This window comes from Nostoc sp. JL33 (assembly GCF_017114985.1).
Lineage (GTDB): Bacteria > Cyanobacteriota > Cyanobacteriia > Cyanobacteriales > Nostocaceae > Nostoc.
In genome coordinates, this window is record NZ_JABXKP010000060.1 from 73,357 (window position 1) to 97,110 (window position 23,754).

A 23,754-nucleotide genomic window follows, 5' to 3' on the forward strand; every position below is an offset into this window, starting at 1 on the left:
AGAAATATTTTAATTGTTAATTACCATAGGGGTAATTGGTTGCGACACATGGATAATGTGCTGTTGTACAGGTGCAGTTGGTTGCAGCAAATGGGTTTGGAAAGCAGCCTCACCACGAGTTAAGCCGATGGCAACTGCTAGGATTAGACAACCTACAAATGTTAACACCAGCATAAATAAAGCAAAGATTTCGCCAGATGAGAGGGGGCGATCGCTCGCATCGAGGTAAGCTGATTTTGACCAGTTATATGGACGGGAGACTGGATGATTCAAATCAGGGGGTGGTTGAATCACTCCAAAGCGGGAATAGCCAATTTTTAAATCGTAGCTTAACCGACGTTCTGGATGGCTCAGGGTAGCGTAGGCTTCGTTGATTTGCTGAAATTTGGGAGTGGCGATCGCAGTAGGCAAGTCTGTAGTATCAGGATGATAGCGTTTGCTCAGTTGCCGATAAGCGCGACGAATGTCGATTACCGATGCCGAGGGATGCAGTCCTAGCAGGGAGTAATAAGTTGGTTTACTGCTTTGTGGCATTGCCCCGTTGTGATTCACGGCTGTTTGAGTCACCTTGCAATCAAGTTTTTTCTAATATTGTAAACCTGCTAATGGCATAGAGGCTAACCGCCTTTATTCCCAGATTTGATTTCAAACCCACAAGCTCGCAGAGTTTGAGATTTATTATACGTTTTTCATCTATTTTAACCACAATCCCCGCTTGAGTTTTTAGCTAGGGTAAAACTTTTGAATCACTACTTCAATCAAATAATATCGTTTTACTATATGGATTATACTATCAGTATTTTTTTGACTAAGTGTCTATATGCCTCGTATAATTCCCTTATTTTGTCTATATAGGAATACATCTCATTCTTGAATTCATCATAAAGTAATATTTTTTCTTGACTAACAGCATGAACAGTTCTATCAGTATTCATTCCCGGCTGCAAACAAGACTGTGTATCCTCTCGTAAATTTTGTATGTTATCAGGAAATATATAGAAGTTAGCGCCAGTAAAGTTGAGTAAAGCTTGGAGCGCCAAAACAAGGTTATGGGATGATTGAGCTAAATCCTCTATGATATATTGGTTACTTGTTTCTTCAAAAAAAGAAATTAACTTGATAATATTAGATAAGTGACTATGGCGAAAACAATGAGTTGCGCTTAAGTATTCTAAAAAATTCAGTAGCTTTCGTTCAGAGAGAAAATTGTCTGATTTGATAAATATTTCTGTATCATGGGTAATATATTCAACATTTAGTATCGGGGAATTAGACAATAATTTTGGTATAGTTTCAGAATTATTTTTTAGAATTGGAGTCAGGTGTTCTGGAATTCCTTCCATCTCAATAGCATTGCAACCCAGATGGTAGGAATCCTCAAATGACCATCCTGCACCAAGCCCGTCGTAGAAACCTACTGTAAATTTGATTGCGGCTTTATCTCCAATTTCCTTCTTCATACCCACCACACAGTTTATGTATTGGGCAATAGCCTCTGCTTGGACTTCTGAATAACAAGCATTTAGAACAACACACTGCACTCCGCGACTTGCAAACAACTTAAATAGGTTTGCCAGAGAATTAGTTGTGACTAACTGTGCTTCTCCTTCATTATTTTCAAGTGCTAATCCCTCCTCCCCTGTACCATGTCCGGAAAAATGAACAATTTGCGGTTCAAAGTCTAACATTGCCCGGCGGAGATCGTCAGGACGAACTGCCCATTTGGTTTCTATTTTAAATTTATGCCCTTCTTTTGATCGCAGTAGCCCTTCTTTAATTTCACGAGATTCTTCGCCCAAACGCAGTTGTGTTGTCCCTTTTGGATTAGCTGCCAAAAATAAAATCCGTTTGATGGAAATTTCACTATTCATTTGATTAATTTATACAGGGTGGATATCGATTCATTAAATAATCGAGATATATTCCCTCATTTTTAACCTAGTAAATCAGCACGGGGTTTAAAGGTTTCAATTTGGCGTAACTTTTCGTAAAGTTCCTGTTCTTCTTGACTAATATTTTTCGGTGTGACTATTTGAATTTCTACTAATTGATCGCCACGTTTGCCGTCATCGCTGGGGTAGCCTTTATTCCCTAGTCGAAATTTTTGACCAGACCTAACTCCTTGAGGGATGGTCATTTTTACAGGGCCATCGAGAGTTGGTGCTTCTACCTGTCCTCCTAAAACTGCCTCTGTGGGAGTAACTGGTACTTGGCAGAGGATATTTAAACCATCTAGCTTAAATAATGGATGAGGATTAACAGTAATTTTTAAGTACAGGTCGCCACCACCAACGCCTTGGTTTCGTAAACGGATGGTTTGACCTGTTACCATACCTGGAGGCATATTAACTTCTAGCGATCGCCCATCTTCCAAACGAATGCGTTCATTGCCACCTTGATAAGCTTTTTCTAGTGGGAGCGTTAATCTGGCTTCTATATCCCGACGGGTAGTGCGAGGTGGAGTGTTAACAGTGTATTCAACTTTTGTTCTGGGGGAACGAAAGGGATCGCTTTTACCATTACTGGAGTTATTTGTCGCATTTTTATTTTTAACGCCAATAACTTGATTAATAAAGCTTTCAAAGTCGGAGAATTGACTTGGATCTACCTCCTGATTAACGTTGCGATCGCCTTGGCTACTCTGCCAAGTTTTAGCCTTGGGCGTTTTAGGATTGCCTGCAAAGCCTTTTTGCTTCCAGTAGCGGCTAAACTGGTCGTACTGCGATCGCTTGGCTGGATCTGAAAGAACTTCATAAGCCTCGCCGATATCCTTAAATTTTTCCTCAGATTCTTTGTTACCCGGATTTAGATCGGGGTGATATTGCCTTGCTAACCGCCGATAAACCTTTTTAATTTCCTCACCAGAGGCATCTTTAGATACTCCCAATATCTCGTAGTAATCGCGAAAGTTCGGCAAATTTTGCATAGTCAGCTATTTAAATTTTAGATTTTAGATTTTGGATTAATTAGGAGTTAGGAGAGAAAAATTAAGAGTTATGAGTTAGGAGTTAACAGTTGAAAGATTTAATTTTTAAGTACAGACGCGACTAATCGCGTCTCTGGTAACTCCTGTACAGACGCGATTAATCGCGTCTCTGGTAACTTCTAACTTTTATTAAAAGTACTACAACCAATCATTGTCTTCTTCATCATCCCAGTTATCTTGGTAGCTGGGACGGGATTTGCGTGGAGGACGGCTTTCATAAGAGGAGGAACGACTGTCTCGGCTATAGTCTGTGCCATAGTCTTTACCGTAATCTCTGCCATAGTCCTTACCATAAGAGTCGCGTTCTCGATATGTATCTTTGGGAGATTCGCGTTCTTTATCTTTCTCACCGCCAGTAAAGATGTCGCGGATAGTACCAAACAAATCATCGTCTTCATCTTCAGCATAAGACTGGCGGACTTCTCTATTTAGCTCATAGAGAGCATCTTGCAAATCGGCGTAGGCTTGATCAATACCGCGATCGCTATTTTCCTTAAGACTCTCTTTTAAGTCTCGGCAAATATTATCAATTCTTTGGCGGCGGCTGCGGGCAAACTGCATACCAAATTCCAGTGCTACTTCTCTAAGCTGTCGTTCTGCTTGGAAAATCAACGCCTCAGAACGAGTTCGCTTTTCTACCCTTTCTTTACGTTCGCGATCGACATCGGCGTATTTCTGAGCGTCCTGAATCATCCGATTCACTTCTGACTCGTTCAAGGTAGAAGCGCCTTGAATGGTGATACTCTGCTCTCGCCCAGTGGTTCTATCGAGAGCTGTTACCTGTAAAATACCGTTAGCATCGATATCCAATGACACCTGAACTTGGGGAATTCCTCGCGGTGCTGGCGGGATGCCATACAGCTTAAACCGTCCTAAAGACTTGTTATTTGCTGCCATTTCCCGTTCGCCCTGGACTACGTGAATTTCCACAGTATTCTGGTTATTTTCGGACGTGGAAAAAATATCAGAACGGCGGACTGGGATGGTGGTATTGCGGGGAATGAGTTTTTTCATCACGCCGCCGATAGTTTCCAATCCCAAAGATAACGGTGTGACATCCAAAAGCAGCACATCTTTGAGTTCGCCAGCGAGAATGCCTGCTTGAATTGCTGCACCCACTCCCACTACTTCATCGGGGTTGACGTTTTCGTTGGGTTCTGTGCCAATCAAGTCCCGCACTAGCTGCTTCACCATTGGCATCCGTGTAGAACCGCCAACTAACACAACTTCCTCAATATCTCTAGGTGAGAGTCCGGCATCTTTGAGGGCCCGTTTCACAGGTATCCGCAATCGTCCTACCAAATCACCACACAAACCTTCAAACTGGGAACGAGTTAAACGAGTTTCCAGATGTTTGGGGCCATCTTCGGTGGCGGTGATGAAGGGTAAGTTAATATCGGTGACGCTGACAGCAGAAAGCTCAATTTTGGCTTTTTCGGCCGCTTCCATTAGACGTTGCAAAGCTTGGCGATCGCGTCTTAAGTCTACCTCTTCTGTTTCCAGAAATTGCTCTGCTAACCAATCTACGATTATTTTGTCAAAGTCATTACCACCAAGTTGCGTATCTCCACTGGTAGCTTTAACTTCAAATATCCCATCACCAACGTCTAAAATCGACACGTCAAAAGTGCCACCACCCAAGTCAAATACTAAGATAGTTTCCGTGTCACCCCGATCCAACCCATAAGCCAAAGATGCAGCAGTCGGTTCATTGAGAATCCGCAGCACCTCTAAACCGGCAATTCTGCCAGCATCGCGGGTTGCCTGCCGTTGAGAATCGTTAAAATAAGCGGGTACTGTAATCACTGCCCCTGTGACTGGTTCACCCAAGTAGCGGCTTGCATCGTCTGCTAATTTCTTCAGCACCATTGCGGAAATTTCTTCTGGGGCGAAATCTTTATTCAGACGGGGACAGGCAATTTTAATATTGCCTACTTCGTCTTTGCGGATAGTGTAGGGTACACGCTTGGAATCTGGGTTAAGTTCGCCATACTTGCGCCCAATGAAGCGTTTAACTGCAAAAAAAGTATTTTGGGGATTGAGGACGGTTTGTCGCCGTGCCATTTGCCCAACCACCCTTTCACCTTCTTTGCTGAAGCCAACTACGGAGGGGGTTGTTCGCATTCCTTCTGCATTGGCAATCACCACCGGCTTGCCACCCTCCATAACGGCGACTACTGAGTTGGTTGTACCCAAGTCGATGCCGACTACCTTGCCCATGCGTTACTCTTCTCCTAAAGTTTCTTATATATTTATTATGATTGGGCGGAACTACCTTTAGCTTTGTGCCACAGGATGAAAACACCTCAATGGTATAATAGTGATCATTAAGGCAGTAAGCTAACAAGTGCAGCTAGAGGAGATAGTTGCAAGACTAGGATAGCATTGAGATGGTTGGTGTGCCTAAGCAGCCTCAATTCTTGTTATCCAGCTAATTTTCTTTATTGGATCTACAAGTTGGTAAATGCAGCTTAATAATACTTGCTCTGCTTCTTTGATTGCCTGAAAACCTTAATATTGCCACTATTTTAAAAATTTGAATTTAACAGAGCGATTACAAACTTCCTTGAGTGCGATCGCGCGAGAACGCGATCCTTACATGGCAACGGCTGGACATTTTTTTGTCCAAGAATACATCCGCCAGCAATTTTCCCAATGCGGAAGTGTGGAAATCCACACCTTTAAAGTCAGAGGTAAAGCTTGTAATAACTTGATATTAAATTTACCTTCCGAAGCTAGAGGGCAAAAAAAGAATTTGCCACCTATTTTAATTGCTGCTCATTATGATACCGTTCCGGGGACACCAGGGGCAGATGATAATGCTACAGGTGTGGCGGTGTTGCTGGAATTAGCCAGAAAGTTTGCTGCTGAAGCTGTCAGATATCCCTTAAGGCTAGTTGCTTTCGATATGGAAGAATACGGCTTACTGGGTAGTGCTGACTATGCAGCCTTGTTGCATCAACAAAAGAAACAGCTACGTTTAATGATCTCTTTAGAAATGCTGGGCTATAAGGATTCTACACCTGGTTCTCAAAGTTATCCCCCTCCTCTGGAACGTTTCTACCCAGATAGAGGTGATTTTATTGCTTTAATTGGGAATTTGCGGACATTGCCTGACTTAATTGGCATGAGTCGGAGTATTCGCAAAGCTGGCGTATCTAGTCAATGGCTACCCGTACCGAATCGAGGTTTAATAGTTCCCCAAACCAGACGTAGTGATCATGCACCTTTCTGGGATTTGGGTTATCCGGCAATGATGGTGACAGATACGGCATTTTTGCGAAATCCACATTATCACAAAGCTAGTGATGCGATCGCTACTTTGGATTTAGATTTTCTTAGCGGTGTATGTGAAGGGTTAGAAATTGCAATTCGGCGGTTGTGAAAAATATTAGACATAGGAGTGAAATTAAATATGCATCCAGAACCCTTGTAGAGACGTAGCAGTGCTACGTCTCTACATTCATTCAATGCCCTGTTTGCCCAATGCCGCAATTGAGTTGTTACCATTTACCACTTTGTGACTCTGAGGATTGTACCAATTAATACGAAATAATCAGGCTAATGAATGCCAAGATCAAAAAAAGGATGCCCCAAGGATATTAAAAGTACTATGCCAGAATTACACCAATCAATTGCCCAGCATTATCACGAACGGACTAAATACAACCCTGAGACTCTCGCCTCCAAAAGTCAGGGGTTAGACTGGGCTAAACAGCCAGTCCCCTTTAAAGAGTACAAAATTGGCTCTACTTTTGATCTCAAACCCTATATCCAAGAAAAAGCAGAAGGATTTGCTAATAACCCAGATGCTCAATGGTGGCAAAGACTCTCAAGGCTGCTGTTTCGCAGCTATGGATTGACGGCGAAAATGCCTTCTATGGGTAGTGCGGTGTATTTACGGGCTGCCCCCAGTGCAGGCGGACTATACCCTGCCGAAGTCTATGTGGTTTCCCGTGGCACGTCGTTATTGCCACCTGGTCTGTATAACTACCAGTGTCGAACTCATTCCCTGATGCATTATTGGGAAAGTGATGTTTGGCAAACTCTCCAAGCAGCTTGTTTCTGGCATCCTTCCCTAGATAATACCCAATTAGCAATTATTGTTACTGCGGTATTCTATCGTTCTGCGTGGCGCTATGAAGATCGGGCTTATCGCCGGATTTTTCTAGATACAGGACACCTGTTGGGCAATATCGAATTGGCTGGTGCGATTACTGACTATCGCCCCCATTTAATCGGCGGTTTTGTGGATGAATCGGTAAACGATCTGCTTTATGTTGATCCGCAACAAGAAGGTGCGATCGCTGTCTTACCTCTGGCAGACTTGTTAGATGTCAATCAAAATTTGCCATTGGGATGTACTGCTTTACCTTCCGCCACCGAAACCAGTTATCCCGAAATCCCCGATGGTGAATTGCTGACATATTTCCATCAATATACCCAGATCCAAACAGGTATAACTGGCAATCTCAATCTACCAACTATCAAACAAGAAAAATCTTTGGAGGATAAATATAACTTTCCTTTCTGTTTGAAAATTCCCACCATCACTGCGCCTATAGACTGGGGAAAAAACCTGTCAGAACTGGAAATCACTATGTACAAGCGACGCTCTACCCGCGCTTACAATGGTGATGAGTTAACTTTCGATGAATTGAAAAGTTTACTCGATTTCACTTACCAACCGCAAAATTACATTGATCAAAGTTTAGATATTTCTCCAGACTACTTTGATCTGAATTTAATCGAAACATTCATTGCTGTTTCTGGAGTCGAAGGATTGGAGGCGGGTTGTTACTATTACGCACCCAAAGCCCAAGAATTACGCCAAATTCGCTTTAAAAATTTCCGGCGAGAGTTACATTTTCTCTGTTTAGGACAAGAATTAGGACGGGATGCAGCAGCAGTGTTGTTTCATACATCTGATCTGAAAGCCGCGATCGCACAATATGGCGATCGCGTTTACCGTTACTTACATATGGATGCCGGCCATTTGGGACAACGCCTGAATTTAGCGGCAATCCACCTGAATGTAGGCGTTAGTGGTATCGGTGGATTCTTTGATGACCAAGTAAACGAAGTTTTAGGTATCCCTACTGATGAAGCTGTTTTATATATCACTACATTGGGACGCCCAAGATAAAACGTATTTCAGGCTACTGCAAATAACACAAAGTCCACAAAAATTCTTTGCGCTCTTTGCGGTTCGTTTCCTAACCTAAGCTTTTGGCGGTAAATCTATGCTGTAAATACCAGAGGTGAATATTTTCCTAGTAGGTAACTCACATCCGATTTTTGTTAGCAACTTGGGTTTGGTAGTGCCGCCATTTTTGCTGTTGACGCGCTCTTTTCTCCTCGGTGAGGCTATCAAAACAATAGGGACAAGAGATACCTTGTTCATACTTTGGAGATACCTTATCTTCTTCAGAAATCGGACGTCCACAACAGAAGCACCGCTCACAACTACCTTGTTCCAACCCATGACTGACAGTTACCCGCTCATCAAAGACAAAACATTCCCCTTCCCATAAACTTTCTTCTGCTGGAACTTCCTGCAAATACTTGAGAATGCCGCCTTTTAGATGATAGACTTCTGCAAAGCCTTGGGCAATCATAAAGGATGAAGCTTTTTCACAACGAATGCCGCCTGTACAAAACAGAGCAACCTTTTTATGCTTAGTTGGGTCGAGGTGGTGTAGCACATAATTGGGAAATTCCCGGAATGAGCTAGTTTGGGGATTTTCTGCGCCTTGGAAAGTACCGATACTCACCTCATAATCATTGCGGGTGTCAATCACGGTTACTTCTGGATCACAAATCAAATCATTCCATTCTTCGGGACTGACATAAGTGCCAACTTGCTCATTTGGGTCAATTTCTGGCAACCCCAAAGTAACAATTTCTGGCTTCAACCGCACCTTCATCCGCTCAAAGGGCGGGGTTTCGGTATAGGATTCTTTGGATTCGAGGTCTGCTAAACGCGGGTCAGAACGCAGAAACCACAGAACAGAGTCAATCGCCTGACGCGAACCCGCAATTGTACCGTTAATCCCTTCTTGTGCCAGCAAAATTGTCCCCTTGACATCTTGCGCTTGGCAGTAAGACAGCAGAGGATCTTGTTTCTCGGCAAAATCTGGCAGCTTGACAAATTTATACAGTGCTGCAACAACGTGGATATTTTCTGACTTCATCCCTTTGGTAATGGAACAATATAAGTTACAATAACAACGACAACCAAAGTTACCTACTATTTTAATTTTATGGGGGTTTGGCTCAGTTGGTAGAGCGCCTGCTTTGCAAGCAGGATGTCAGCGGTTCGAGTCCGCTAACCTCCATTGGATATAATTTATCTCAATGCGCGATGCCTGCGGGGGGCGTAGCTGCGGCACATAACAATGTTAATTAAAACCAATTCCCTATGAATTTGGTATTGCATCCAATTACCCCCAATACGGTTCGCTTAAGGCAAGAGACGCGATAAATCGCCGTCTCTTGCATTGGACTGATTATTGTAAAGACGGCGATTTATCGCGTCTTTGTGATCTAGGATCTGTCATGAAAAAACCTTATCCGAACCGTATTGCAATTACCCCTATGAAGCTGTATTGGTAAAAGTGGAAAGATGGGGCGATCCAGTACTGCTAGAATAAGCGTCTTAGTTGGCATCATCCAGAGCCAGTTAGTCAAAGTTTTACTTACAGAGGAGTTCAAGGAAACTGAAGTACACAACGATTCGTCTCAAAGCCAGATATAAACCCTGTTTTACTCTTGTTAGCGCAGCGGGGCGTAGCCCATTCTGAATCCTGACTCCTGAATTCTGCTGTATATACTTAGGGGGTTGTTTGAAAAAGCGTCCATTGGGATTAGTGGCAATTGTTCTCTACAAATCATTTGCCGCCTTGCTGCTGATGGTTACTTCGATCGCTTTATTATTGACATTAAAAAATTATCAAAATCTAGAGGTGTTTTCAGAAAATTATGTTTTAGAAGGTAAATCGATAATTATTGATTGGCTTTTAAAGAAAGTTCTCAACTTAAATCCCCGAACCTTGGCATTTAGCGGCATTGGAGCAGGGGTCTATGCTATTGTTACTACTATTGAAGCGGTTGGTTTATGGTACGAAAAGCGTTGGGCACATGTCTTGGTGTTGGGACTTGTCGGTATCAGTATTCCGCCAGAAATTTATGAATTGATTCGGGGGTTCTCTCCGATAAAAATATTGATTCTTTTGTTGAACTTAGCAGTGTTTGGCTATTTATTACGAAATTTTCCTAAACATCCAAAGTAATTTTTGATTCGATACTTAGGGTGTATCGTTGGAGAGGTAAAACTGAGCAGTGTTTAATGACAATTGGCTGACGCATCCTGTGGGAGGATCTTGCCAGAGGCTTGTCTTTGGGTTTACGCAAAACCAAGACCCCACGTTGTACAATCGCTAGAAATACAATCTGGAGAGCGACTTGCCTAGATCGATTCAGTCTACTCAACCACCACTGAAATTTATTACTCTACGGTTTAACCGGCTGGTACTTCAGATTGTTCGGTGGCTACTGCCGATCGCACTACGGTTCCGCACTCGACCTTGGCTAACGGCTGGGATTGTCAAGATTGAAGCCAAAAATGTTGAGGTATTAGCTGAACTTTATCAACAATTTCAGGCTGGAAAAATTCGCTTTTTGTTGGCATTTCGCCATCCAGAGGTAGAAGATCCTCTGTGTATGCTGTATTTGCTGTCCTACATTGTGCCACAGGTTGCTCGTCAAAAAGGTATTACACTACAATCCCTTGTTCACAGTTATTTTCTCTATGACCGGGGTATGACGGTTTGGGCTGGAGATTGGCTGGCTTGGCTGTTTTCACGGCTGGGGGGTGTGCCGGTTCATCGCGGTAGGCGACTAGATCGGCAAGCTATTCAAACTGCACGCGAGTTATTTGCTAATGGCGAACTACCGATCGCAGTCGCACCAGAAGGCGGTACTAATGGTCATAGTGGTATTGTTAGCCCACTGGAACCCGGTGTTGCTCAAATGGGGTTTTGGTGTGTAGAAGACTTGCAAAAAGCTAATCGGACTGAGACTGTGATCATTGTGCCGATCGCTATCCAGTATCGCTACGTTGAGCCACCTTGGTCTAAACTGGATTCGCTGTTGAGTAAGTTGGAAGCTGATAGCGGCTTGCGGGTAATGGAAATTGATTCGGGCGATAGTGAAGAGATTTACTATCAACGCCTCTATCGGTTAGCTGAATATCTGATTACGGAGATGGAAGAGTTTTATTGTCGCTTCTATCATCAAGATATCCCAAAAACCATCTCAACTGATGAATCTCCTAGTCGGAATCAGGTGTTAATTGCCCGACTTCATCGCTTACTAGATAAGGCTTTACAAGTTGCCGAGCAATATTTTGGAGTTCAAGGGCAGGGTAATTTTATTGACCGTTGTCGCCGTTTGGAAGAGGCTGGTTGGAATTACATTTATCGGGAAGATTTGCCAGATATCAATGCTTTACCACCCTTTAAACGCGGTTTGGCAGACTGGGTTGCCCAGGAAGCAGACTTGCGAATGCGACATATGCGGATAGTGGAAAGTTTTGTTGCCGTCACAGCTAGTTATATTCAGGAACAACCGACGGCGGAACGGTTCGCAGAAACAGCTTTGCTTGTATTCGATATGCTTTCTAGAATTCAGGATACAACACTTCCGGGGCGACCTCGTTTAGGTTTGCGACAGGCACAAATCACCGTGGGAGAGCCAATTTCAGTTACGGAACGCTCTCGAAATTGTCAAGGCGATCGCTTGGCGGCTAGACAAGCTGTGAGCGATTTGACAAAAGATTTGCAAATCGCTTTAGAGAAGATGATTAAATAAGGAAAATTCTAAGACTTCTTAGCTCGGATTTTGTCAAAAATTGCACCTTCATCAAAGAATTTCTTCTGAATCTCGTCCCAGCCTCCTAAATCTTCAGCTTTGAAGATAGTTTTAATTTTGGGAAAATTGGCTGCCGTTTCTTTGGCGATCGTTAAGTCAACGGGACGAAATCCCAATTTGCTAAACTCTCGTTGCGATTCTGGAGTGTAAAGAAATTTGATAAACGCTTCGGCAATCGGGCGAGTTCGGTGTTTATCGACATTTTTATCGACAACAGCAACAGGATTGTCAATGGATATATTAATATCAGGCACAACATATGAGATTTTTTTGCCATTTTGTACTGATAAAATCATCTCGTTTTCATAGTTGAGCAGAACATCACCTTTATTATCGTTGAAGAACAGTTCAGTGGCATTTCGAGCCGTTTTAGGCAACAAAGGTGCATTATTATAGACTTTGGAGGTGAAATCTATTGCTTGATTTTCATTTCCGCCAGTTTTTGTCACAGAACCCCACAGACTAAGGAAGTTCCAGCGAGCGCCGCCAGAGGTTCTGGGGTCAGGCATCATCACATTTACGCCATCTCCTGCTAAATCTGCCCAAGTTTTGATATTTTTGGGATTACCTTCACGAACAGCGATCGCATTTACAGATTTGGTAACAATTGCATTATTAGGCGCTTCTTTTTCCCAACCCGGTTGAATAAAATTTGCCTGAACAAGTTTATTAATATCAAGGGCAAGTGACAGGTGTACCACATCAGCTTCTTTACCGTCAATCACGGCAAGAGTCTGGGAACCTGACCCATCATAGCTTTGATTGAAAGTGACGTTTTGGTTGTGTTCTTTCTTCCACTGTTCGATAAATTTGGGAATGATCTGCTGGTATGCTGCACTAGTAACCGAGTAGGAAACAAACGTTAGGGTTACATCACTCTGGGAAGTTGCGCCAGCATTACCAGTATTATCAATATTAGGTGGAGAGCAGGCAGCCATCACGATACTCAAGCTAACTCCGACGAAGAATAGAGACACAACGCCCCATGAAGAATACTTGTACAACCATCGGATTAGTTGTACGCGCCACTGTCTGGCAGTGTGTAAAGCTTTCACAATATAAGTCTGAACTAATTCAGTCAAATATCTCCTTGATTTCGGAGTACGTTGTCCCTGGTTCATCAAATTTTCCCCTGAATCTGCGATAACTTGAGCAAGATGCTGTAGTTAAGGGGAATTATAAAACAGTGGTTAAGGATAAATAACTTTTTATTAACCTAAATTTAAACTAAAACCCGCATCTGTAGGGGCGTATATAGCGGTTCTCGAATGGAAGCAATACACTTTGACCTCACTTCCATTCCTCTCTCCTTTTAGGAGAGAGGCTTTGAATCTTAAGTAAGTCGGTGAGAATAAATCAAACTAGATTAAGTAATGTAAAAAATCTTGAGATTAGTTCGTAGTGAGGACTTTAGTCCTCAAATGATGGCTGAAGCCCTCACTACAAACCTTGAATTATTCACACCGCTCTACTTACTCCCCAACGCTAGTAGGGAAGGGGTTGGGGGTTAGGTCTGTATTGCACTCAACTGAGAAGGGGTATATCTATGCCCCTAAGCTTTTTGACGTTTCTAACGACAAACACAATATTAACAAGAAACATTGGGATGTTCCTCACAAAGATTGCAACATTCCTGACAAACATCACGATATTAATACGAAACATTGCGACATTCCGACAAACATCACGATATTAATACGAAACATTGCGACATTCCTGACAAACATCATGATATTAATACGAAACATTGCGACATTCCTGACAAACATCACGATGTTGATAACCACAGCTTCTGTTAAACCCAATGAAAAACAGCTACCTGTTATTTTATGAAAAAAATTCTCACCAGTTTTTTGGCTTTGGGTATTTGTCTAACGCCTTTAACAGTAATGCTGATGGCTCAACCCACCAGGGGACAGACTCAAAACTCGCGATCGCAGTGGAAGCAGCAGCCCCCTAATTAGGCTCATAAAAAGACCTCTAAGAAGGTTTAGCTACGCAAAATCTGTCCCTCTCCGACGGGCGAGAGGGACATACTTGAACTTTGTAGATGTGATTATTAAATAAAAATCGTCACATGCAGCATTGCAACGCCGACATCCAACATCCAAAATCCAAAGTTGAGTATGGAGTTAGGGGCTTTTTTTTGATAGTATTGAGCTTTGCGGCGATCGCTACCAAGTGCTTGTGCTAATTCGGTTTTACTCAGCGACTCGACGAGACTCAATCCCAGAGATTTACTAGAAATGCTTTGCGTGTACGCGGCGTTGAGGTAAGAGATGTATTTTGGTCTTCCTGCAACATAACTTTCGAAGAAAGGCAAACTTAAAACATTCATGTAACGACGCGCTTGGGAAGCATCGCCAATCATATCCGCAGGTAATGCTACTTGTTGATTTGCAGGGTTGCCATTGCCAATGGTGGAAAAGTGGGTGCCACCTACAAGCATGACGAGATACTTTTGTGAATTCGCAAACCAGGAGAAAGGTAGAATTTGCTCGGATAAAGCTGGTGCAACTGTATCATCACTACTGCTGACAATCATCGTTGGAGTTTTAATTTGACTTAAGCCAGCTTTGCCGAAAATAGAACTAGTAATCGGATTAACTGCGATCGCGGCTTTCACTCTCTCATCCCGCAGGTTATAATCTTTGTCAGATTTGCTGATCCTCAATTCTAAAGCGCGACACTGGAGCAGTAAAGACATGTTCCAGGTATTTTGCAGCGCTGCTGGTTGACAATCTTGTTTTAGTTGCTCAAAGTTGATTTTAGCACCTGCCAAGGCCAAGGCTGTGTAGCCTCCCAAAGATTGACCAAATACTCCGACTTGTTGCAGATTTAACCGATTTTTAAATCGTGAATCAGATTGATTATCTTTTTGCAATTGATTCAGTATATATGTTACATCCATTGGTCGGTCTTGAAATTCACCTGGTTCTGCTACTTCAATTGCACGTCCATTCAACAGAGAATGTAATTGTTTAGCATCACTACCAGGATGATTGGGAACGACGACGGCAAATCCGTAGGAAGCTAGATGAGTGGCCAAATATTGAAAGTTGCTGCTGTCTAAACCCAAGCCGTGAGAAATCACAATTACCGGTGCAGGATTCTGGACATTGGGAATATAAACATCAGTTAATAAAAGCCGATTGCGCGTTGAGTCAAAAAACTTTAGGGTGTATTTTTGCGACTTCAACTTTCCCGGAAACTCTAAATCTGGCAATTGCGAGAAATTTGGTTGTGAAATGGTAGCAGCTTCTATTTTAGACTTTTGGGAAACTGCTGCGATCGCCCGATGGGTTTGGTTAACAAGTTTATCTAATTCCGTAGCTATTTCCAAAGTCTCTGCTACATCAAGACGAATGCTGCTGGTGGGATATTTACGCAACACATTCAAAAGTGTCAAGCCGGACGATTCCGCAGAGGCTAAAATTAGCGCCGAACGCAAAGCACCAAATCCTGGTTCTGGCTGACTGGTTTGAATCACTTGCGCCAACCGATGCAGCAAAAATTCTCCTTGCGGTGTGTAGAGAAGTTGCGAAAGTACTACCGGACTAACTTTCACGCGATTAAGTAAAATCCGCCGTAATTCTTGAAGCTGTTGAAGAGGCAGATATTGCTGATACGCTGCCAAGTCTTCGTTAATTACACCTGCTTTAGCATAGTTTTCTAAAGCAGTGACTGAAATGGAAAGCTCTAAAGCTGAATAAGATGCATAAATCCGCTCTGCTGCCAACACGGAATTACTAATTCCAAATGTTGGCAGCACCATTGAAAGAACCAGCAATAGGGAATTTTTTCTCAGGGTGCTGGCCCAATTACCAAACAAACTATTCATCGCTCAACTGTTTCGGTGGTCTGGTTTTATCAGGTGTTGGCTTTGGTAGTTATTCGGACACCCTGCTTGGTTTACTTAAAGTTATTAGCCTGGATTTTCTCAAAACAGAATTTAGGGGTCAGTCGTTAGAATTCTCTAGTAATTAATTCTGACTCCTGAATTCTGATTTATGAATTATTCTTTAAGAATTTTCTCTTGGCTATCAAGTCAAAAATCAGATCCTACAGAGTCACACAGATGGGTAAAGTATCCATCTTATAAGAGGCTGACTCCCGTAGTTTGCCTTCACTAGTAAATCATAACAAATAAAAAATACTCTGCCTCAGTATTTATGTTGTAGCTTTGAAGATGGCACGAATTTACTAGATTACAAACCCAGTAAAACTCCTGAAAGGTATTATTATTAATTAGCTTTTAGCAAGGCGATCGCTACTGAAACTGTGACTACTAAACCCGCTTTTAATATAAGTATTCAAATGCTAAACCTGGGATGAACAGAAAGTAATTAATCCCTCAGAAGAGTGTAGCGATCGCTAATAACTTCCAAGAAGCACAACACAATTGTTCTAACTTTGGTAATTTAGCGCGTATTCCTAAATACCCAGCAACAGTAAAAAAGAAAGATACCAAAAAGCGAAACTAAATGACGATATAGACATCAAGCACTTGCAGAGTTACTCTAAGAGCAATAGGTAAAATTCTCTACAATAAACGCTAGCCCTAAGCGCCACCGAGAGCGAGTCCGCGTACTCCTGCAAAGAAGCAAGCTAGCTAAGAGCGTCTTGATTCTCAGTCCAAGCTGCACGTCTTTGGCTTGGCTCCTAACTTCTGAATTCTTCTTCAATTTTGTTAAAAAAATATCTTAATAGTCTGGTTAATCCAAATTCAATGTAGAATAGCTTACCAACCCTACTGAATTTATTTTTAGGTAGTCATATGGCGTTTTTTGTTCACATAAAATTAGTAAATTGCGTAATTCCTTTACATGAATAATAAATTTAAAGCTTGTTTATCAATGTATAATTTTTTCCGATGTTATTTTATCACAAACAACTATGGGAATTATACCCATAATAAGCTTAGTAGTCTTTATGACTGGCTTATCAATTTACTTGCTACTGACCTCAAAAGGTCGATTTTTGCTCAAATCTTTGATGGCAAAAATAAAGCGCCAAGGATGGAGATTCAGAAATGTCCAGCTTAACTACCTGAGATCAAGATTTTCAAGAACTATAACAATTGCTGCGATTATTCTGGTAGCAGTAATAGCTGGAAATAGTGTATCGGCGCAGGTTACGGGGTCGCCTCCAGTTTCGCTCAAGAGCGTATCGGTTCCAGAGCCTGACAATCTTGGAGACTTCGTAAAAGACAAAGTAGCTGCAATCAAGTTAGGAAAAACTCTTTTTTGGGATATGCAGGTTGGGAGCGACGGACAGACCTCCTGTGCTAGTTGTCACTTCCATGCTGGAGCCGACAATAGATCCAAAAATCAGATCAATCCTGGGCTTTTGCGGGTCAACGCCGATGGTACACCGAATCCAGATACAGCTTTTAATGTAGGTGGCGCACCAAACTACCAACTAAGAAAAGAAGATTTTCCCTTTCACAAGCTGTCGAACCCCAATGATCCTAAGACTGTTGTGTCTGACCGTAACGATGTCAGTTCCTCTCAGGGGGTCTTCAATACAAAGTTTGTTAATGTCACACCTGGTACTGCGGAAGACCAAGTAAAAACCGAGCCAGATCCGGTGTTTAATGTGAAAGGTACGAATGTGCGCCGCGTCCAAGCACGCAACACGCCAACCGTGATTAATGCAGCATTCAACTTCCGCAACTTCTGGGACGGAAGGGCGCAAAACATCTTTAATGGGGTGAATCCCTTTGGTTTAAGAGATGCTAACGCCTTTGTTGTCAAAGCACCAAACCCCAAGCAGCTCGAGTTTGTCAAAATTAGTCTGAATAATTCGTCTTTAGCTTCTCAGGCGGTCGGCCCGCCACTCAGTTCCAGCGAACTGTCGGCTGATGGTCGCAGTTTTCAAAAAATTGGTGATAAGTTCGGGCGAATTGGTAGAATATCTCTGGGCGATCTGCTGCAAGGTCTTCTGTCAATTAACGGTACAAGCCTCCCCCGAGACCTGGCGCAAAAGTTATCTCGCCTCCAACCGCTAGCCAAACAGGTTGTGCATCCACAAGACAGCGTTTTAGGTGCAGACAGTAAATGGCCTAAACCCGGACTGAACTATAAAAGCTACAATCAGCTGATTCAAGATGCCTTTAAGCCGGAGTGGTGGGACTCTAAGCTACTGATCCAAGTTGATGCTGAAGGTAAACGGACTTTTGTCAAACACCCTGATTACTCTTCCAAAACCCAAGAGTACAGGCTCTTGGACTATAACTTCTCGCTGTTCTTCGGGCTGGCAATTCAGTTGTACGAGGCTACACTCATTGCCAACGATACGCCCTACGATCGCTTCTTGGAAGGGAACACCAGCGCCCTTACCGTGCAGCAGAAACAAGGGAAGCAACTATTCGAGGGCAAGGGGTGCATCGGTTGCCATAGTGGGTTGGAATTAACAGGTGCTTCGGTGAGCAGCGTGGCTCAAAGCGGACGAATCAGACGTGCGCCGTTCGGTGCAAAATCCCCTGAAGACACTGGCTTCTTCAATATTGGTGTCAGACCTGCCACGGACGATCCCGGTTTGGGTGGTAATGACCCTTTATCTGTTGACGGCAAAGGTAATCCACTCTCCGAGGCACGGTTGGCTCAACTGGGGAAATTTAAGAGTCTGCTAGGGCAAGACCCCCCTATCCTGACTCCACCGTTGAATTCAAGTGAGAGCGTAGTTGCAGATGGAGCCTTCAAAGCACCTGGGCTTCGTAATGTGGAACTCACTGCTCCCTACTTTCACAACGGAGGTCAGGCGACTCTAGAGGAAGTGGTTGATTTTTACAGTCGGGGTGGTGACTTTGGAGGTCTTCCAATATTGAATCTGTCACCAGAGCAAAAACAGCAATTGGTTGCCTTTTTAAAAGCACTCACCGATGAGCGAGTTCTCCATGAGAAAGCACCTTTTGATCACCCGCAACTGTTCGTCCCTAATGGACATCCGGGTAACTCTACCTCTGTTATCAATGATGGTACTGGTAACGCTACAGATAGCCTACTGGAAATTCCTGCTGTTGGCAAGAATGGTGGTACTGGCACTGCAAATTTCCTGAACTAACTAGCAATTTAAGTTAGTAACTCAGGTGTGGGAGATGAGAGAGCAGGGGGAGATGGGGAAACCTTTAATTCCCCACTCCCCTTAAAAAAAATCAGCCATCCAAAGCGACACACCTGCAAATATTTGCGTAGCTGCTAAGATAGCCGTTGATGTCCGATTCAGTTTTCTTGCTTGTTGTAAATGCTAGGGGTTAGATTTATATTGAGATATATGCCACCGTCAGGATCGGATGACGTTAGACTTAATAGTAAACTCTAGCCCTTCAACGCCTTTCTAAAGTTTCGACGATAGGATTGATTTGTAATAAACAAAGCTGGCCATAGCAAAGATAAACCAATGCGATTGGTCAAAGTTGGATTAAAATTAGTCCGCCCAAACCCATTCCAAAACTTCCATACGCCGCCTCCGTAAACTACTATCAAGGCAAAAATAATAAAGTTACCCATTCCTATCAACTCCGTTAGTAACTGACAGAATTTAAGTTAAGTTTTACCACACGAGGTAAGCACTTCATAAGCAACCTACAAATGGGCAGCAGAGACATCTATTCTACTTATCATAACTTTCTGGCATACCCACTGGTGATAAACCCGCGATCGCTCGTAAGTTTTGGCAACGAATCAACTCAGTAAAATTTAAACTGGAATGCCCTTCAATTTTAGCTACCGCTTCAATTGCAGATAATAGGTGCTGCGCTGCTTCTGCTTCTGAATAACCGCGCCGTTGTGCGATGCGAATTGCTGCTGCATCGGCATTTAACTCTGACTCTTGAGATTTATTAGTGCGCCAGATCCTCCCAGCCGCGATCGCACTTAATCCCCCAGCTACGGCTACACCGACCACATCTGACTGTGCTGCTTCCAAGAATCCGCCTAATAGCCCAGCCAGCACCACACCTTGATAAATGTCAGGTTTAAACCACTTCACCCCCGTCAACCAGCTAACCGTCTGCAACAGCAGTAAATCTCGTTGCGGCTTTGTCAAGCGACGCCACAAATCAAAATTAATATATATCGGTCGCGCCTGATTCCAGGGTTGGGGAAAGGAGGCGTCAATCACTTTTCCTTGCTCCGGCTTACTAACGATTTTTGTCGTCATCCGACCAGAAGCAGGCATCACATCTAACAAACGGCGAATTTCAACATTTGGCTCCATAAATTTAATTATTAGCCATAATGTGCATCGTGACTATTTTAGTTATCATTCATGTTAATCTATGATTTGTGATTTGATACTGTGGCGGGATTTTCTCTTATCCGTTTGCGCCCAAGTTCAAAACCTCAAAGTTCTCGATAACCATTGAGACTACACTTTTAACTACATGGACGCTTTTGTTCCTATCCCGCCTGAATGGACGAATAAAGCAACACACGCTTACGAGTTTTGCTGTCCTAGCTGCCGCTCAAGTAGCTTGGAAGCTAGAGAAGTTTGGCTAAATCGGCGATCGCCTGTACTTACAGAAGACCGTCGTCGCAAATGGCAAGAGTTCTACTATTGTCAATGTGGTTCTGTGTGGTGGGCTTGGAGTAGCGATCGCCCCCCAAAAGATATATCCAATCAGCCAGATTATAATCCTACATAGCCAATTTTCTTACTAAACAAAACCCCACCTAAAGATGGGGTTTTGTATTATCTAATTCTGAGCTTTATATTTCATCACCCATTTTAGAAGGTGAAGGTAGTACGTAGAGTGCCTACATATTCAGTGTCGTTGTTGTCGTTGTGTTCTGGATTGAAGATTACCAGCAAGCCAGGGGTGACTTGAATATTATCGGAAACCTTGAACTTGTAAAGACCCTCTAAGTGATAAGAGGTATCGTCATCGAAGTTAGTATTGCCGGCGGCTGTTTTTATGCTACCACCAGTGACTCTGGGTGGTTGACCAAAGATGACACCTAAGACGTTGCCTTCTCCACCAAAATCTTTCAAAGCAAGTGCTCCAGCCCAGTACCAAATATCTGCGTCTGCACCAGCATTAGCGCCAGTTATAGCATCGGCAGTTGTATAACCTCCCCAACCACTAATAGCCAACTTAGAGCCAAGTTGGAAGGTAGCCTCTACACCGTAGTTGTTGGATTCAGTACGAGTGTTATTCCCAAAGGGATTGTTGGCAAATGTACTACCTGTACCTTGGAAAAGGTTATTGTTAACAGTATTGTTAACAAGATTAGTTTGATAAGTGCGGGCGTAGGTTAGACCAATATTAAAAGCTTTGCTGGGTTGGAAAGATAACTGACCAAAGATAGCGTTATCACCATCCAACAGCCCATTATTAAGGCTAGGGTCGTTAGCAGTCCTAGCTATATAAGCACCGCTCAAGCTGATTGGGCCTTTAGGATTGAAGGTAACAGTTAAACCAGCGCCACCTTGACCCTGGCGATATATGGGGCTGAAACGTCCATAACGGGAGAGCGCACCTCTAGCAGAGCTAGCAAAGTCAGGGTTAAAGTTATTGACATTTTCGTATAATTCAGCACCAGTAGCATCAACTTTAACGCGCACTGCATCACTAAAGTTGAAAGCATAGTTGATTTTATCGATGTTAACGCTGTTGTTGTTATTACCGTCATAGGCCAAGCGGGTCATGTTAGTACCGCTAACAACAGCATTAGAAATGGTGTTGTTAGCATTCAGACGGATTTGCAACTGGTCTTTACCAGTGAAACTGCTGAACAAGTTCAAACGAACACGGTCACTAAAAGTGACGTTAGAATCCAAGTCTTGAGGCAAAGCACCACCAGGAACTGCTCTATTGTCACCAAAAACATCAGACGCGCTGAAAATTGCTTCCCCAACCAACTTGGTGGTAGTAGAGAACTGATTAGCTTCCAACTCAGAAGTGCGGGCTTCTAGTCCATCGACACGACCGCGCAAGGTCGCTAGTTCACCAGAAAATTCTTCTTGTAAGCGCTGTAAAGTAGCCAGGTCTTGTTTGCTAACCACATCGGCAGTAGCTGTAGCAATCAGTTCGTTAACCCGGTTTAAACAGGCATTCAAACCTGCGGCAAATTCATAACGGGTTAAAGCACGGTTGCCACGATAGGTACCGTTGGGATAACCTGCAATACAGCCGTAGCGCTCAACTAGGGATTGTAAAGCTTGGAATGCCCAATCTGTGGGCTGCACATCTGAAAATTGCGAAACTGATGTTACCTGACTCATGTCGTTAGAATCTTCAGCTTCAGATAACTGGCCAACATTTGTTACCTGGTCGTTGACTTCAGCAGCTAAAGCGCTATTCGCAATCAAAAATGTCGCAGCTAGAACAACCGGACTAACCTTAAAAAGATTCCAGAATTGTTTTGTCATGTTTTTTCTCTCACTCACACCTATATAATCCAGTCATGATAAAATGCTTAGAACACTTTTTTCTTGTGGATTTTACATACAATCACCGCTATGATTATACCTTGACTATGTAATAAATACAAGCCAGTTAGCATACTGCTGAACCATAATAATTTTGAATTAATTTATTATTTGGTGAGCGCAAAATAATCCGCCGTTTGTGACGTAAAAGTGTTCCTTCTTCCTCCAACTGTTGTAGGAGCCGAGTAACTGTTACTCGTGTCGTATTTAACACTTCAGCAATATCTTGATGGGTAACATTTAGATCAATTAGCTTGCCCTTATCTACATCACGTCCAAATTTTTCACTTAACCACACCAAAAACTGCCATAAACGTAGCGAAATTGGTTTTCGATGCACAATGCTTAGTAGATCCTCTGCCTGTTGAATGTGAGACAATAAAGCATTAATATCTTGATGCCACAAATGAGGTGGCACAATGCTTAGTTCCACGCCAGTGAGGCATTGAATCTGGTAGGGCTTGACTCTAGACAAAGGAGAACCAATCAGATCCCCTAGTCCCCAATAACCGAGAGTGATGAATGTTCCGTCTTCACTCCAAGTTAAGGTACGAACTGCACCGTGCTCAATACGCCAAAGTACGTCATTTTGAAGTGGAATTACTTCCCGACGGGTAAATATCTGCTGGGGTAATTGTCCACTGAAAGCAGAGCTATTTGACACCGCAGAAGAGTTTGAAGTAGGACTTGTGGAATAGATCATTAACCGTAACTACATAATTATCAGGGAATCTCGCTATTTACAATGATTAAGAATCTCTAATAATTTGTATCAAATTTTACTTGTATATCTGAAGGTGTATTCTTCTCAATCAGAGCTAGGGACTAACTCAAAATCTTTTCATAGAAACAACTTCTAATTTGAGGTATCTATCAGTGAGATAGACTGAAAGTTTTCAGTTGTTTATCCATTACTTTAATTGTGCAAGTTTAAGAAAAGGTAAGCTTTTAGTAAAATATTGAGTTAACTGATTTTTAATTATTTAGTATTTTCTGAAGACTAAGAGGATGAATGAACAAGTCTAATTTATTACTAGCCGGGCGACTAGAAGTCGCGGCTACACGAGACAAAACCCACCTCCGTGGGTTAAAAACCTTGATTTTTCATGCTTTCCACGGAGGTGGACGAGAGTTTCTGTAGTAGCGAATTATATTAGCCCAATACTTTTCAAACAACCTCTAAGAGACCATTTATAAAGTAAACTTTAAATTGTCGGGTGCGTTAGCGCGGAAAGTAGGGCACCTGGAAATATGGTGCGTTACGGCTAAATTAGACTTTCTCAAACCCTCAAATTCTTACACAGCCTTAACACACCCTACTTAATATTTACTTTATAAATAGACTCTAATACCAATTTAATATGAAGCTACATATAATAGAGGGAAGCAAACTCGGTAAGTTT

General features: G+C 42.7%; 19 protein-coding genes, 1 tRNA gene and 1 pseudogene. 9 read left to right on the plus strand and 12 right to left on the minus strand.

From position 1 onward, the window contains the following. Positions 1–9: 9 nt before the first annotated feature. The 4 genes from HWQ23_RS16810 to dnaK form a co-directional block, all read right to left on the minus strand. Complete coding sequence (locus tag HWQ23_RS16810) at positions 10–534, minus strand: J domain-containing protein (RefSeq protein ID WP_292830179.1); 525 nt, start codon at positions 532–534, stop codon at positions 10–12. Between the two features lie 251 nt (positions 535–785). Next, positions 786–1,871 (minus strand): CHAT domain-containing protein, encoded by a 1,086-nt coding sequence (locus tag HWQ23_RS33460; RefSeq protein WP_365741711.1) that lies wholly within the window; start codon positions 1,869–1,871, stop codon positions 786–788. 62 nt (positions 1,872–1,933) lie between these two features. Further along, the gene (locus HWQ23_RS16820) at positions 1,934–2,926 is read right to left on the minus strand and encodes a J domain-containing protein (RefSeq protein WP_292830145.1); all 993 of its coding nucleotides are present in this window, start codon (positions 2,924–2,926) and stop codon (positions 1,934–1,936) included. Between the two features lie 198 nt (positions 2,927–3,124). Next, the gene (gene dnaK, locus HWQ23_RS16825; RefSeq protein ID WP_292830147.1) at positions 3,125–5,206 is read right to left on the minus strand and encodes a molecular chaperone DnaK; all 2,082 of its coding nucleotides are present in this window, start codon (positions 5,204–5,206) and stop codon (positions 3,125–3,127) included. A 316-nt stretch (positions 5,207–5,522) separates the two neighbouring features. On the opposite strand from dnaK, the gene HWQ23_RS16830 reads away from it, so the two are divergent. Together HWQ23_RS16830 and HWQ23_RS16835 are read left to right on the plus strand one after the other, a co-directional pair. Further along, positions 5,523–6,371, plus strand: coding sequence for a M28 family peptidase (locus HWQ23_RS16830; RefSeq protein WP_292830149.1), 849 nt, complete (start codon positions 5,523–5,525; stop codon positions 6,369–6,371). Between the two features lie 228 nt (positions 6,372–6,599). Next, a complete protein-coding gene (locus HWQ23_RS16835; protein WP_292830181.1) occupies positions 6,600–8,132 on the plus strand; it encodes a SagB/ThcOx family dehydrogenase in 1,533 nt (510 codons plus the stop codon). A gap of 139 nt (positions 8,133–8,271) precedes the next feature. Here HWQ23_RS16835 and trhO read toward each other — a convergent pair whose 3' ends face one another. Continuing rightward, positions 8,272–9,180, minus strand: a complete 909-nt coding sequence (trhO, locus tag HWQ23_RS16840) for an oxygen-dependent tRNA uridine(34) hydroxylase TrhO (RefSeq protein WP_292830151.1) — start codon at positions 9,178–9,180, stop codon at positions 8,272–8,274. A gap of 71 nt (positions 9,181–9,251) precedes the next feature. Between trhO and HWQ23_RS16845 the strand changes: the two genes are divergently transcribed. From HWQ23_RS16845 to HWQ23_RS16855, 3 genes are all read left to right on the plus strand, one after another. Then, a tRNA-Ala gene (locus HWQ23_RS16845) sits at positions 9,252–9,324 on the plus strand. Positions 9,325–9,831: 507 nt separating this feature from the next. Beyond that, entirely contained in the window at positions 9,832–10,278 is a 447-nt protein-coding gene (locus HWQ23_RS16850; RefSeq protein ID WP_292830153.1) for a DUF2127 domain-containing protein, read from the plus strand. A 172-nt stretch (positions 10,279–10,450) separates the two neighbouring features. Beyond that, the gene (locus HWQ23_RS16855) at positions 10,451–11,857 is read left to right on the plus strand and encodes a lysophospholipid acyltransferase family protein (RefSeq protein ID WP_292830155.1); all 1,407 of its coding nucleotides are present in this window, start codon (positions 10,451–10,453) and stop codon (positions 11,855–11,857) included. Between the two features lie 8 nt (positions 11,858–11,865). Here the strand turns inward: HWQ23_RS16855 and HWQ23_RS16860 are convergent, their stop codons facing one another. Beyond that, positions 11,866–13,038 (minus strand): sulfate ABC transporter substrate-binding protein, encoded by a 1,173-nt coding sequence (locus tag HWQ23_RS16860; protein ID WP_292830157.1) that lies wholly within the window; start codon positions 13,036–13,038, stop codon positions 11,866–11,868. A 683-nt stretch (positions 13,039–13,721) separates the two neighbouring features. On the opposite strand from HWQ23_RS16860, the gene HWQ23_RS16865 reads away from it, so the two are divergent. Further along, entirely contained in the window at positions 13,722–13,877 is a 156-nt protein-coding gene (locus HWQ23_RS16865) for a hypothetical protein (protein WP_292830159.1), read from the plus strand. Positions 13,878–13,976: 99 nt separating this feature from the next. Here the strand turns inward: HWQ23_RS16865 and HWQ23_RS16870 are convergent, their stop codons facing one another. Then, positions 13,977–15,758 carry an alpha/beta hydrolase gene (locus HWQ23_RS16870; protein WP_292830161.1) on the minus strand — a complete coding sequence of 594 codons (1,782 nt, stop codon included), beginning with the start codon at positions 15,756–15,758 and terminating at the stop codon, positions 13,977–13,979. 516 nt (positions 15,759–16,274) lie between these two features. Continuing rightward, positions 16,275–16,524 (minus strand): annotated as a pseudogene (locus HWQ23_RS16875) (EamA family transporter); the annotation flags it as partial. Between the two features lie 325 nt (positions 16,525–16,849). On the opposite strand from HWQ23_RS16875, the gene HWQ23_RS16880 reads away from it, so the two are divergent. Further along, positions 16,850–18,982, plus strand: a complete 2,133-nt coding sequence (locus HWQ23_RS16880; RefSeq protein WP_292830163.1) for a cytochrome-c peroxidase — start codon at positions 16,850–16,852, stop codon at positions 18,980–18,982. 254 nt (positions 18,983–19,236) lie between these two features. Here HWQ23_RS16880 and HWQ23_RS16885 read toward each other — a convergent pair whose 3' ends face one another. Both HWQ23_RS16885 and HWQ23_RS16890 read right to left on the minus strand, forming a co-directional pair. Then, positions 19,237–19,428 carry a hypothetical protein gene (locus HWQ23_RS16885; RefSeq protein WP_118167650.1) on the minus strand — a complete coding sequence of 64 codons (192 nt, stop codon included), beginning with the start codon at positions 19,426–19,428 and terminating at the stop codon, positions 19,237–19,239. 103 nt (positions 19,429–19,531) lie between these two features. Then, the gene (locus HWQ23_RS16890; protein ID WP_292830166.1) at positions 19,532–20,137 is read right to left on the minus strand and encodes a DUF3318 domain-containing protein; all 606 of its coding nucleotides are present in this window, start codon (positions 20,135–20,137) and stop codon (positions 19,532–19,534) included. Positions 20,138–20,303: 166 nt separating this feature from the next. Here HWQ23_RS16890 and HWQ23_RS16895 point away from each other — a divergent pair, with 166 nt between their 5' ends. Next, a complete protein-coding gene (locus HWQ23_RS16895; protein WP_292830168.1) occupies positions 20,304–20,564 on the plus strand; it encodes a hypothetical protein in 261 nt (86 codons plus the stop codon). An 83-nt stretch (positions 20,565–20,647) separates the two neighbouring features. On the opposite strand, the gene HWQ23_RS16900 is transcribed toward HWQ23_RS16895, so the two are convergent. Both HWQ23_RS16900 and HWQ23_RS16905 read right to left on the minus strand, forming a co-directional pair. Then, positions 20,648–22,291 (minus strand): iron uptake porin, encoded by a 1,644-nt coding sequence (locus HWQ23_RS16900; protein ID WP_292830169.1) that lies wholly within the window; start codon positions 22,289–22,291, stop codon positions 20,648–20,650. Between the two features lie 127 nt (positions 22,292–22,418). Next, positions 22,419–23,054, minus strand: coding sequence for a Crp/Fnr family transcriptional regulator (locus HWQ23_RS16905; RefSeq protein ID WP_292830170.1), 636 nt, complete (start codon positions 23,052–23,054; stop codon positions 22,419–22,421). 309 nt (positions 23,055–23,363) lie between these two features. On the opposite strand from HWQ23_RS16905, the gene HWQ23_RS16910 reads away from it, so the two are divergent. Beyond that, complete coding sequence (locus HWQ23_RS16910) at positions 23,364–23,492, plus strand: hypothetical protein (RefSeq protein ID WP_292830171.1); 129 nt, start codon at positions 23,364–23,366, stop codon at positions 23,490–23,492. Positions 23,493–23,754 lie beyond the last annotated feature (262 nt).

What these genes read in the sequence shown, in the direction of transcription:
- HWQ23_RS16810 (WP_292830179.1), bottom strand. Translation starts at nt 534, where the DNA reads ATGCCACAAAGCAGTAAACCAACTTATTACTCCCTGCTAGGACTGCAT.
- HWQ23_RS33460 (WP_365741711.1), bottom strand. Translation starts at nt 1,871, where the DNA reads ATGAATAGTGAAATTTCCATCAAACGGATTTTATTTTTGGCAGCTAAT.
- HWQ23_RS16820 (WP_292830145.1), bottom strand. Translation starts at nt 2,926, where the DNA reads ATGCAAAATTTGCCGAACTTTCGCGATTACTACGAGATATTGGGAGTA.
- dnaK (WP_292830147.1), bottom strand. Translation starts at nt 5,206, where the DNA reads ATGGGCAAGGTAGTCGGCATCGACTTGGGTACAACCAACTCAGTAGTC.
- HWQ23_RS16835 (WP_292830181.1), top strand. Translation starts at nt 6,600, where the DNA reads ATGCCAGAATTACACCAATCAATTGCCCAGCATTATCACGAACGGACT.
- trhO (WP_292830151.1), bottom strand. Translation starts at nt 9,180, where the DNA reads ATGAAGTCAGAAAATATCCACGTTGTTGCAGCACTGTATAAATTTGTC.
- HWQ23_RS16860 (WP_292830157.1), bottom strand. Translation starts at nt 13,038, where the DNA reads ATGAACCAGGGACAACGTACTCCGAAATCAAGGAGATATTTGACTGAA.
- HWQ23_RS16865 (WP_292830159.1), top strand. Translation starts at nt 13,722, where the DNA reads ATGAAAAACAGCTACCTGTTATTTTATGAAAAAAATTCTCACCAGTTT.
- HWQ23_RS16870 (WP_292830161.1), bottom strand. Translation starts at nt 15,758, where the DNA reads ATGAATAGTTTGTTTGGTAATTGGGCCAGCACCCTGAGAAAAAATTCC.
- HWQ23_RS16880 (WP_292830163.1), top strand. Translation starts at nt 16,850, where the DNA reads ATGACTGGCTTATCAATTTACTTGCTACTGACCTCAAAAGGTCGATTT.
- HWQ23_RS16885 (WP_118167650.1), bottom strand. Translation starts at nt 19,428, where the DNA reads ATGGGTAACTTTATTATTTTTGCCTTGATAGTAGTTTACGGAGGCGGC.
- HWQ23_RS16890 (WP_292830166.1), bottom strand. Translation starts at nt 20,137, where the DNA reads ATGGAGCCAAATGTTGAAATTCGCCGTTTGTTAGATGTGATGCCTGCT.
- HWQ23_RS16895 (WP_292830168.1), top strand. Translation starts at nt 20,304, where the DNA reads ATGGACGCTTTTGTTCCTATCCCGCCTGAATGGACGAATAAAGCAACA.
- HWQ23_RS16900 (WP_292830169.1), bottom strand. Translation starts at nt 22,291, where the DNA reads ATGACAAAACAATTCTGGAATCTTTTTAAGGTTAGTCCGGTTGTTCTA.
- HWQ23_RS16905 (WP_292830170.1), bottom strand. Translation starts at nt 23,054, where the DNA reads ATGATCTATTCCACAAGTCCTACTTCAAACTCTTCTGCGGTGTCAAAT.
- HWQ23_RS16910 (WP_292830171.1), top strand. Translation starts at nt 23,364, where the DNA reads ATGAACAAGTCTAATTTATTACTAGCCGGGCGACTAGAAGTCGCGGCT.